Here is an 8,250-nt window from a genome sequence, read left to right as displayed (position 1 = left end):
GGTGGTGCTGCGGGTGGGGTCAGGTGGTGCGGATGTCCGCGTGCAGGCGGCGGGTGTGGTCCAGGACGCGGACCGGGCCCTGCAGGCGGACGGCGGCGGTGAGGCGGGTGTCGGTGCTGGAGGCGGCGATCCGCAGTTCCAGGGCGCCGGGTTCGACGGTCCGGCGGCCGTCGCGTCCGGTGAAGGAGGCGAGGTCGGCGGGGACGGCGATCCGGACCCTGGCCTGCCCGCCGGGCTCCAGGGTGATCCGGCGGTAGCCGATCAGCCGCTGCACGGGCTGCACCACGCTGGCGACGGGGTCGTGCAGGTAGAGCTGGACGGTCTCGTCGCCCGCCCGGTCGCCGGTGTTGCGCAGGGTGAAGGAGAGGACGAACTCGCCGTCGGTGTCGGCCAGTTCGCGTTCCACCTCCAGCTCGCTCCAGTCGAAGGAGGTGTAGCCGATGCCGTGCCCGAACCCGAAGGCCGGGGTGGGGTCGGTGCTGGAGACCTCACTGGGCCCGGCGAGCCGGGCGGCCAGGTAGGTGGAGGGCTGGACGCCGGGCCGGGCCGGGATGCTGACGGGCAGTCGGCCGGACGGGTTGACCCGGCCGCTGAGCACCGCGGCGACCGCTTCGGTCCCGGCCTCGCCGGGGAAGAAGGTCTGCACGAGGGCGGCCGCCTCGGTGGCGGCGCGGCCCAGCGCGTAGGGGCGGCCGGCCAGCAGCACCGGCACCACGGGCTTGCCGGTGTCCAGCAGCGCGTCGAGCAACTGCTGCTGTACGCCCGGGAGTTCGAGCATCTCCACGTCGCAGCCCTCGCCGCTGGTGCCGCGGCCGAACAGGCCGGCCCGGTCGCCGAGGGCGACGATCACCACGTCGGCCCGGCGGGCGGTGTCGAGCGCCTCGGCGAACCCGGAGGTGTCGGTGCCGTCGACGCTCGCCCCGGCGACCGTCCAGATCTCGCTGCCGGGGAACTCGGCGGCCAACGCCTGGCGCAGCGTGGGCAGTTCGATGCCGAGCGGCACCTCCGGGTGCTGGCTGCCGACGTGCACGGGGAAGGCGTAGCAGCCGAGCACGGAGGTCGGGGTGTCGGCGTTGGGGCCGATCAGGGCGATCCGGCGGGGGGCGCGCAGCGGGAGGGTGCCGTCGTTGCCGAGCAGCACCACGGCGCGTTCGGCGATCCGGCGGGCCAGTTCGCGGTTCTCCGGCCGGTCCAGGTCGACGCTGCCGCGCAGCGCGGCCGGGTCGTCCAGCTCCCGGCCGGCCAGTGCGGCGGGGACGGCGTCCCAGTCCTCGTCCAGCAGGCCGAGCTGGGCCTTCTGGGCCAGGACGCGGCGCAGCGCGCCGTCGATCAGCGCCTCGGGGACGGTGCCGTCCTCGACGGCGCGCAGCAGCGGCTCGCCGAAGGTCTTGACGGTGGGCAGTTCGACGTCGACGCCGCTGGCCAGGGCGAGGGCGGCGGCCTCGGCCCAGTCCCCGGCGACGCCGTGCAGGACCTTCAGGAAGGCGATGCCGAAGTAGTCGGCGACGACGGTGCCGTCGAAGCCCCAGGTGTCGCGCAGCAGCCCGGTGAGCAGTTCGCCGTCGGCGGCGGAGGGGACGCCGTCGGTGTCGGTGTAGGCGTGCATGACGGAGCGCGGGCGGCCCTCGCGGACGGCCATCTCGAACGGCGGCAGGATGACGTCGGCGCGCTCGCGGGTGCCCATGTTGACGGGGGCGAGGTTGCGTCCGGCGCGGGAGGCGGAGTACCCGGCGAAGTGCTTGAGGGTGGCGACGATGCCCGCCGACTCCAGGCCCTGCACGTAGGCGGTGGCCACCGTGCCGATCAGGTACGGGTCCTCGCCGATGGTCTCCTCGACCCGGCCCCAGCGGGCGTCGCGGACCACGTCGAGGACGGGGGCGAGGCCCTGGTGGACGCCGACGGCGCGCATGTCGCGGCCGATCGCGGCGGCCATCTCGCGGACCAGGTCGGGGTCGAAGGTGGCGCCCCAGGACAGCGGGACGGGGTAGGCGGTGGCTCCCCAGGCGGCGAAGCCGGCCAGGCACTCCTCGTGGGCGAGGGCGGGGATGCCGAAGCGGTTGGCGGCGGCGATCCGCTGCTGGCTGCGGGCCAGCGAGAGCGCGCCGAGCGCCGGGTCGACCGGGCGGGTGCCGAACGGGCGGGTCAGCTGGCCCAGTCCGTTCGGGAGCAGCTCGTCCAGGTCGGGCGGCTCCTCCATGTCGTGCTGGTGCGGGGCGACGTCGCCGCCCTCGTCGGAGGCGCCGACCCAGAGGCCGACCAGCTGGCCCAGCTTCTCGGGCAGGGTCATCTCGGCGATCAGGGCGTCCGCTCGCTCCTCGGGGCTGAGCGCGCGGTCGCGCCAGCGGGGGGCGGGGGGTGCGGTGGGCTCGGCCGGGTTCGTCGCGGCGATGGGTTCGGCGGTCATTTCGGCGGTCACTTTCCTCCGACGCCCATGAGGCCCTGGACCAAGGCACGCCGGGCGAACAGGTAGACGATGAAGATCGGGAGCATCGACAGCACGACGGCGCTGAGCAGGCCGGGCACGTCCACGCCGTGCTCGGTCTGGAAGTTGTACAGGCCGAGGGTGATGACCTTGGTGCTCTCCGACTGGGTGAGGATCAGCGGGAACAGGAAGCCGTTCCACGCCTGGAGCGCCGAGAAGACCACGACGGAGGACAGGCCGCCCTTGGACAGCGGCACCACCAGCTGCCAGAACACCCGCCAGGGGCTGGCGCCGTCCATCGCCATGGCCTCGTACAGCTCGTTGGTGATGTCGCGCATCGCGCCGGTCAGCACCAGCGTGCACACCGGCAGGCAGAACGCCGCGGTGGGCAGGATGACGCCGATCAGCTGGTCGTACAGGCCGGCCTTGCTGATCACGTAGAACATCGGCACGATCACGGCCTGCGCGGGGATCGCGAGGCCCAGCAGGAAGATCCGGAAGACCGTGCTGATGGTCCTGCCCCGGGCGCGCACGATGGCGTAGGCCAGCGGGGGCACGACGAGCAGCACGATCGCGACCACGCTGACGGTGACGATCAGCGTGTTCAGGAAGTCCTGGCCGAAACCGTTGGAGAAGTCGTCGAAGTAGTTCTGCAGGGTCAGGTGCTCGGGGAAGCTGAGCGGGCCCTCGGAGGAGTAGCTGGCGCGGGTCCGGAAGGTGGAGATCAGCAGGACGTACAGCGGGAAGCCGACCACGACCAGCCAGACCAGCGAGCCCAGCCCGGCCAGGTAGTTGGGGCGCCTGCGCATCACAGTCCCTCCGAGGTGCTGCGCATCTTGTCGTAGCCGGAGAACCGGACGACGGCGAGCGAGATCAGGGTGGCGACCACCACGAGGACCAGGGCGATGGCCGAGCCGGAGCCGAAGTCGAAGCTCTTGAAGGCTTGTTGGTACATGTAGTAGGCGCTGTTGGTGGTGTCGGTACCGGGGCCGCCCTGGGTGAGGATCAGCACGGTGTCGAAGGTGGTGAGGCCGCCGACCAGCATCAGGATCATCGAGGTGATCATGGTGTTGCGCAGCTGCGGCAGCGTGATGTGGAAGAACTGCCGGAACTTGCCGGCGCCGTCGATGGACGCGGCCTGGTAGAGCACCTGCGGGACGGCCCGGGCGCCGCCCTGGTAGAGCAGGGCGTGCATCGGCGTCCACTGCCACATGCCGACGAAGGTCAGCACGGCGATGGCGCCGCTCTGGTCGCCCATCAGGTTGCCGTCCCCGAACAGCCACTGCATCTGCGAGGGGAGGCCGAAGTTGGGGTCGAGGATGGCCCGCCAGACCACCGAGATCGCGGTGGCGGACAGCAGCAGCGGGATGAAGAAGACCGCGGACAGCACGGCGCGGTTGCGCTGGTGCCCGGCCGCCCACACGCCCAGCAGGATGCTGACCGGGGTCTGCACCACGACGCCGGCCACGGTGAGCACCAGGGTCAGCCAGACGCTCTGGGTCATCACCGGGTCGTGCAGCAGCTTGGTCCAGTTGTCCAGGCCGTTGAAGGTGGGGGCGCCGACGCCGTCCCAGCTGGTGAAGGAGAGCACCGCCACCAGCACCAGCGGCAGCAGGGCGAAGAGCAGGAAGAAGACGGTCGCGGGGACCGCCCAGACGATGCCCGGGCGGGTCACCCCGACACCGGACCGGCGCCCGGACCGCACGCGGCGGCCGGACGCGGATCCGAGGGAGAGAGCACTCATGGGATTCGTCCCGACGTTCAGGAGGCGGGCAGGGCCTGCATCGCCTTGATGAAGCCGTCCACGTCGAGCTTGCCGCTGAAGAACTGCTGCACGGCAGTGTGGATCGGCACGGTGGCGGCCGGCGGGTACGCCTGGTCCCAGGAGAGCTGGAACGACGGGGCGGCCTTGACCAGGTTGTACTGGTACTTCGAGTACTCGGGGCTGGCCGAGGTGTCGAGGAACTGCTCGGTGTTGGTGGTGGTCGGCAGGTTGCCGATCCCCAGCTGGGCCTTCACGAACTCGTCGGAGTACATGAGCTTGAGGAACTCGGCGGCTTCCTTGGGGTGCTTGGTCTTCTTCAGCACCGAGTAGAAGTTGTTGGTGTTGCCGACCACGTCCGCCGGGTCGCCCTTGCCGTCCGGCACGGACGGGAAGTTGCTGTAGCCGAGGTCGTTCTTGGCGAAGTCCGGGCTGGCGTCCTGCTGGGTGGCGTACGCCCAGGAGCCCATCAGCTCGAACGCGGCCCGGCCCTTGGCCAGCAGCGCCGGGGAGCCGCCGTCGGTGAACTTCACCGAGTCGAAGTTGGTGCCGAAGGCGCCCGCGTCGACCAGCTGCTTGAGCATGCCGAGGGCCTTCTTCGACTCCGGGCTCTCCCAGGCGCTCTTGTCGCCGGACAGCGCCTTCTGGAACAGCTCGGGGCCGGCCACCCGGTCGAAGACGTACTCGTACCACATCAGGGTCGGCCACTGGTCGCCGCCGCCGAGCGCGAACGGGGTGATGCCCTTGCCCTTGAGGACGTTCACCGCGTTGAGCAGCTCGTCCCAGGTCTTCGGGACGCTGAGGCCCGCGTCGGCCAGCACCTTCTTGTTGTTGAACAGCAGCACCGGCTGGGTGCCGCGCATCGGGATGCCGTACGACTTGCCGTCGATCACCGCGGTGTTGAAGACGGAGGGGAGGAAGTTGCTCTTCAGGCCCGGGTCCGCGGCGATCATGTCGTCCAGCGGGAGCAGCAGGTCGGCCTTCACGTAGGGCTGGATGCTGCCGCCGCCCCAGTTGAAGAAGATGTCCGGGGCCTGCGGGGTGTTGATGATCGTGTTCAGCTTGGACTGGTAGTCGGCGCCGGGGATGGTGTCGAGGACGACCTTGACCTTCGAGGTCTTGTTGAAGGTCTCGACGAGCTGCTTCTCGACCTTGTTGCTGGCATCGCCGTAGACCAGCACGTGGATGGTGTTGGAGCCGCCGGCAGCGGTGGAACCGCTGCTGCAGGCGGTCACGCCGACCGTCGCCAGGGAGAGGCCGAGGGCCACAGCGAAAGCGCGTCTCTTCATCAGGGAGTCTCCTAAAGTTTCGAGCCGAGTCCCGAAATAACTGCCTGGCCGGGACGCTAAGTTGCGAGCATGTTGCGGGTCAACCCCTCGAGCGGAGGGTTACTGAAGCGTGATCCGGGGGCAGATCCGGGTCCGGTCCGGGGGTTGGCCCGGAGCGCCCGTGCCCTATGCTGCGTCCATGGAAAAGGGCGATGAACTGGGACGGGTCACCCTCGCGGACATCGCGCGGGAAGCCGAAGTCTCGGTTTCGACGGTTTCGAAAGTCCTCAACGGACGTACCGACGTCTCGGCGTCCACCCGCGGCCGGGTCGAACGGGTGCTGCGCGAACACGACTACCAGCGCGCCGCCCGCAACGGCGGCGAGGCCCCGCTGGTCGAGATCGTCTTCCACGAACTCGACAGCCTCTGGGCGATGGAACTGCTGCGCGGCGTCGAGAACGTCGCCAACGAGTACGGGGCCGCCGTGGTGGTCGCGCACAGCGGCTCCCGGCACGCCCCCGCACCCGGCTGGATCGACGCGGTGCTGCGCCGGCGGCCGCTCGGCGTGGTGCTGGTCTTCTCCAGCCTGCCGCCCGAGCTCAAGCGCCAGCTGCGGGCCCGCTCCATCCCGTTCGTCATCATCGACCCGGCCGGCAACCCCGACCCGGACATCCCCTCGGTCGGCTCCGCCAACTGGGCCGGCGGCCTGGCCGCCACCCGGCACCTGATCGAACTCGGCCACCGCCGGATCGGCATCGTCACCGGCCCCGAGGACACCCTCTGCTCGCTGGCCCGGCTGGACGGCTACCGCTCCGCGATGTCGATGGCCGGCCTGGAGGTCGACCCCGAGCTGATCGCCTTCGGCGACTTCCACGCCGAGGGCGGGTTCGCCCGCGCCAAGCGGCTGCTGGAGCTGCCCGACCGGCCCACCGCGATCTTCGCGGGCAGCGACCTGCAGGCCCTCGGCGTGATGGAGGCCGCCCGGGTCTGCGGGCTGCGCGTCCCCGAGGAACTGTCCGTGGTCGGCTACGACGACCTGGACATCGCCAAGTGGACCAGCCCCGCGCTGACCACCGTCCGCCAGCCGCTGCGCGAGATGGCCGAGCAGGCCACCCGCCTGCTGCTGGCCCTGCGCAACGGCGAGGCCGGCACCGCGCCCACCCGGCTGGAACTGTCCACCACCCTGGTGGAGCGCTCCAGCACGGTGGCGCCGGGGCTGCAGCGCACGATCCCCGGACCGCGCTGAGCAGCCGGGTCGGGCGGCCGTGCCGGGCGGCCGTATCGAGCAGCCGGGTCGGGCGGCCCCCTTGCCGTACTGACCTGGGCGGACTAATTTGTAGTTCGCCATTGCAAATGGGAACGGCCGTACGCTCGGACGCCCCGCACCGACCCCTGGAGGTGCACCGATGACGACCGGCCGCCCGGTGACCGACCCCGGCCCGCTGACCAACTGGGCGGGCAACCTCGCCTTCGGCGCCCGCGCCGTGCACCGCCCCCGCTCGGTGGACGAACTGCGCGAGCTGGTCCGCCGCAGCGACCGCGTCCGGGCGCTGGGCAGCGGCCACTCCTTCAGCCCGGTCGCCGACACCGACGGCGACCTGGTGCTGCTGGACGCCCTGCCCGCCCGGATCGAGATCGCCCCCGACGCCCGCAGCGTCACCGTCTCCGCCGCCACCCGGTACGCGGAACTGGCCGCCGCCCTCCAGGCGGCCGGCCTGGCCCTGGAGAACCTGGCCTCGCTGCCGCACATCTCGGTGGCCGGCGCCACCGCGACCGGCACCCACGGCTCCGGCGACGGCCGCCGCTCGCTCGCCGCCGCCGTCCGCTCGCTGGAGCTGATCGGCCCCGACGGCGAGACGCGCACCACCTCGCACCCCGGCGAGGTCGTCCACCTCGGCGCGCTCGGCATCGCCACCGCGCTCACCCTGGACGTCGTCCCCGCCTTCGCCCTGCGCCAGCACGTCCACCTCGGCCTGCCGCTGGCCCGGTACGCGGAGCGGTGGGAGGAGGTGCACGCCGCCGGGTACAGCGTCAGCCTGTTCACCGACTGGGGCTCGGACACCGGCCGGGTCTGGGTCAAGCAACTGGACGACGGCACCCCCGCCGCCACCGTCCCCGGCGCCCGCCCGGCCACCGCCCCCGAGCACCCCGTACCGGGCATGCCCGCCGCCAACTGCACCCGACAGCTGGGCGTCCCCGGCCCCTGGCACCGCCGACTGCCGCACTTCCGCCCCGAGTTCACCCCCAGCAGCGGCGCCGAGCTCCAGTCCGAGTACCTGCTCCCCCGCCCCGCCGCCCGCGCCGCGATCGCCGAACTGCGGTCCCTGGGGCCGAGGTTGGCGCCCGTCCTGCACATCTCCGAGGTGCGCACGGTGGCCGCCGACACCCTGTGGCTGAGCCCCGCGTACGGGCGGGACTCGGTGGCCTTCCACTTCACCTGGAAGCCCGATCCGGCCGCCCTCGCCCCCGTCCTCGCCGACGTCGAGCGCGCCCTGCTGCCGCTGGGCGGCCGCCCGCACTGGGGGAAGGTCACGCACGCGCCGCAGGCCGCCGCCACCGCCTACGAGCGGCTGCCCGACTTCCTGGCGCTGCGTCAGGAACGCGACCCGCAGGGCAAGTTCGGCAACCGCTTCACCGACGCGCTGGCCGCCGCCCTGCGCTGACGCCGCACCCCCGGGGCCCGGGCCCCGGGGTGCCGCTCCTCCCGCTCCGCCGTCCGGGCGGCACCCCGCTTCGCCGCCCGGTCCGCGGTACCCCGTCCCGCGCCGTTCCCGTGCCCCGACCCCGGGGTGCGGGGG

6 protein-coding genes are annotated in these 8,250 nt (G+C 72.1%); 2 read left to right on the top strand and 4 right to left on the bottom strand.

Annotated features, from left to right (window positions below; all coding sequences use genetic code 11):
- Positions 1-19: 19 nt before the first annotated feature.
- The 4 genes from ACFUEL_RS29950 to ACFUEL_RS29935 are packed head-to-tail and all read right to left on the bottom strand — an operon-like array spanning position 20 to position 5,473.
- Positions 20-2,404 carry a glycoside hydrolase family 3 N-terminal domain-containing protein gene (locus ACFUEL_RS29950; protein WP_380239908.1) on the bottom strand — a complete coding sequence of 795 codons (2,385 nt, stop codon included), beginning with the start codon at positions 2,402-2,404 and terminating at the stop codon, positions 20-22.
- 8 nt (positions 2,405-2,412) lie between these two features.
- Positions 2,413-3,231 (bottom strand): carbohydrate ABC transporter permease, encoded by an 819-nt coding sequence (locus ACFUEL_RS29945; protein WP_380239907.1) that lies wholly within the window; start codon positions 3,229-3,231, stop codon positions 2,413-2,415.
- Positions 3,231-4,166, bottom strand: coding sequence for a carbohydrate ABC transporter permease (locus ACFUEL_RS29940; RefSeq protein ID WP_380239906.1), 936 nt, complete (start codon positions 4,164-4,166; stop codon positions 3,231-3,233). The genes ACFUEL_RS29945 and ACFUEL_RS29940 overlap by 1 nt, the downstream gene beginning before the upstream one ends.
- 17 nt (positions 4,167-4,183) lie before the next feature.
- Positions 4,184-5,473: an ABC transporter substrate-binding protein gene (locus ACFUEL_RS29935; RefSeq protein ID WP_380239905.1), complete on the bottom strand. Its 1,290-nt coding sequence runs from the start codon at positions 5,471-5,473 to the stop codon at positions 4,184-4,186.
- Positions 5,474-5,651: 178 nt separating this feature from the next.
- Between ACFUEL_RS29935 and ACFUEL_RS29930 the strand changes: the two genes are divergently transcribed.
- The gene (locus ACFUEL_RS29930) at positions 5,652-6,698 is read left to right on the top strand and encodes a LacI family DNA-binding transcriptional regulator (protein ID WP_380239904.1); all 1,047 of its coding nucleotides are present in this window, start codon (positions 5,652-5,654) and stop codon (positions 6,696-6,698) included.
- Between the two features lie 160 nt (positions 6,699-6,858).
- A complete protein-coding gene (locus ACFUEL_RS29925) occupies positions 6,859-8,115 on the top strand; it encodes an FAD-binding protein (protein WP_380239903.1) in 1,257 nt (418 codons plus the stop codon).
- The last annotated feature ends 135 nt before the right edge of the window (positions 8,116-8,250 follow it).

It is taken from the genome of Kitasatospora sp. NPDC057198, assembly GCF_042670125.1.
GTDB lineage: Bacteria > Actinomycetota > Actinomycetes > Streptomycetales > Streptomycetaceae > Kitasatospora.
The sequence above is the reverse complement of the archived record's forward strand: the minus strand, read 5'-3'. Positions and strand labels throughout refer to the sequence as shown.

Coding starts and splice junctions, on each gene's coding strand:
- ACFUEL_RS29950 (WP_380239908.1), bottom strand. CDS start 2,404: ATGACCGCCGAACCCATCGCCGCGACGAACCCGGCCGAGCCCACCGCA.
- ACFUEL_RS29945 (WP_380239907.1), bottom strand. CDS start 3,231: ATGCGCAGGCGCCCCAACTACCTGGCCGGGCTGGGCTCGCTGGTCTGG.
- ACFUEL_RS29940 (WP_380239906.1), bottom strand. CDS start 4,166: ATGAGTGCTCTCTCCCTCGGATCCGCGTCCGGCCGCCGCGTGCGGTCC.
- ACFUEL_RS29935 (WP_380239905.1), bottom strand. CDS start 5,473: ATGAAGAGACGCGCTTTCGCTGTGGCCCTCGGCCTCTCCCTGGCGACG.
- ACFUEL_RS29930 (WP_380239904.1), top strand. CDS start 5,652: ATGGAAAAGGGCGATGAACTGGGACGGGTCACCCTCGCGGACATCGCG.
- ACFUEL_RS29925 (WP_380239903.1), top strand. CDS start 6,859: ATGACGACCGGCCGCCCGGTGACCGACCCCGGCCCGCTGACCAACTGG.